The organism is Streptomyces polygonati (assembly GCF_042650325.1).
GTDB classification, from domain to species: Bacteria; Actinomycetota; Actinomycetes; order Streptomycetales; family Streptomycetaceae; genus Actinacidiphila; species Actinacidiphila polygonati.
Genome location: NZ_JBHSBB010000054.1, coordinates 1 through 1,755 on the forward strand (window position 1 = coordinate 1; position 1,755 = coordinate 1,755).

The following is a 1,755-nucleotide window of genomic DNA, read 5'->3' on the forward strand; positions in this document are numbered from 1 at the left end:
GCCGGACATCGTAGAACCGCTCTCGGTGGTGATCGTCCACCTGCCCGGCGTACTCCACGGTGACGGCTGCTCCCGGGGCTCTTCGGCGACGATGTCCGGCTGAAGTTGGATGTCGGTCTCCTTCATCGAGCGGTGCGGATGTTTATCGGGTGGTCGGTCAAGGTCCGGGCGGCGTGGCTACTCCGGATTGGGAGGACCGAAAGAAGTCGGCGCCGGTGGGCGGGCCGGCGCCCCGACGAGCTGAAGCGGAGTGCGGCGCGGACCCGGGCAGCCAGCCGCCCGTTCTCCGCCGGGACTGCGGCATCGGGTGGCCCGACTTCGCACCAGACGACTTTCCCGGCCGGGTCTGCGGCGCTTCCCCATGCGGTGGCCAGGGATTCCACCAGGAGCAGGCCGCGTCCGCCTCCGGCCTCCAGCGAGCCGTGGCGCGGCTGCGGGCGTACCGGGTCGACATCGGCGACCTCGACCCGGACCCGCAGGCCGGTCCACCGCACGACCACCGAGCAGGGGGCCTGCGTGTACCGCACGGCGTTGGTGATCAGCTCGGTGGACAGCAACTCCAGGTCGCCCAGAGCGTCCTCCGACAGGTCTACGTCCCAGGCACGCACCAACGCGACGATCCTGCGCCGGGCTTCGGGCACCGCTTCCAGTTCCGCGTCGACGCGGAAGCCGTAAGGGCTGGTGAGGGGGTCGTTGGTGGTCATCACCCGCAGCCCTTCAGATGGAGTCGGCCGCGATGAGGCGGAAGTGGGCTGTGGCGCATGACGCTTGACCTCTCGGGGGATCAGCCGGGACGGGGAGCGGTGCGCCGTTGCGTCTCATGGAGCAACGGAGCACCCTCAGTAGACGACTGCGTGCCGCACGCAAGAGACTCCAGCGCGTGACCCCAACGTGGAGTCAGGGAGCGGATGTGGGCCGTAGCCTCGTTACAGGCCGTACGGAGAGAGGGTGCTCGTGAGCGGTGCCGAACGGGAACCGCGGGAGATCGTCACAGGACTTCTCGCCGATCAACGCCTACTCGCGGCCTGCGCGGAACGGGACATGGGCACGCTGTTCCGGCTGCTCAACCACCGGGGCGTCAGCACCCGCCGTATCGCCGCAGCCGTCGACATCACCCAGGGCAGGCTCTACGACTACATGAACGGCAGGAGCCGGGTCGAGAAGCTGGCCATCTTCGAGCAGATCGCCGACGCCTTCCACATCCCCGGCCACCTCCTCGGTCTCGCCCGACGACCCTGGGAGCCGTCCGCACCCGCGCAGACTCCCGCCATCGGCGAACCGCTCCCGGACGGCGACGACATGGCCGCCATGGACGCCTTCCGCAACGCCGACCGGCAAGCGGGCGGCGGACGGCTCTACAACGCCGTGGTCCGGCACCTACGCGACAACATCGGACCACGCCTCGTAGACGCGGACGGCACCCCTCAGGTCTTCGCCGTGGCCGCCGTCCTCACCGAGATGGCGGGCTGGATGGCCCACGACTCGGGCCAGGACACCTTGGCCGGGCGCCACTTCACCCGTGCGCTGGCCCTGGCCCGTACCTCGGGCGACACACCCCTCGCCGCCGGCATCGCCGCGAGCACCAGCCACCTGGCCCTGCAGACCGGCAACCCCACCGCAGCCGTGCACTGGGCGCGAACCGGACTCGACCTCGCCGAGGGCGGCCCGGCCGTCCCCACCTTGACCGCCCGTCTCCACACCATGTCGGCCCGGGCCCTGGCCGCTGCCGGGCAGCCCGCCCCGGCCTTACGCGCC

1 protein-coding gene and 1 pseudogene are annotated in these 1,755 nt (G+C 70.8%); one reads left to right on the plus strand and one right to left on the minus strand.

Annotation, left to right across the window (positions count from 1 at the left end; translation table 11 throughout):
- Positions 1 to 122 precede the first annotated feature (122 nt).
- Positions 123 to 704 carry an ATP-binding protein gene (locus ACFO3J_RS35870; RefSeq protein ID WP_386439073.1) on the minus strand — a complete coding sequence of 194 codons (582 nt, stop codon included), beginning with the start codon at positions 702 to 704 and terminating at the stop codon, positions 123 to 125.
- Between the two features lie 250 nt (positions 705 to 954).
- Between ACFO3J_RS35870 and ACFO3J_RS35875 the strand changes: the two are divergent.
- A pseudogene (locus ACFO3J_RS35875) lies at positions 955 to 1,755 on the plus strand (XRE family transcriptional regulator); the annotation flags it as partial.

Excerpts from the sequence above, each read along its gene's own strand:
- ACFO3J_RS35870 (WP_386439073.1), bottom strand. The coding sequence starts at position 704 with ATGACCACCAACGACCCCCTCACCAGCCCTTACGGCTTCCGCGTCGAC.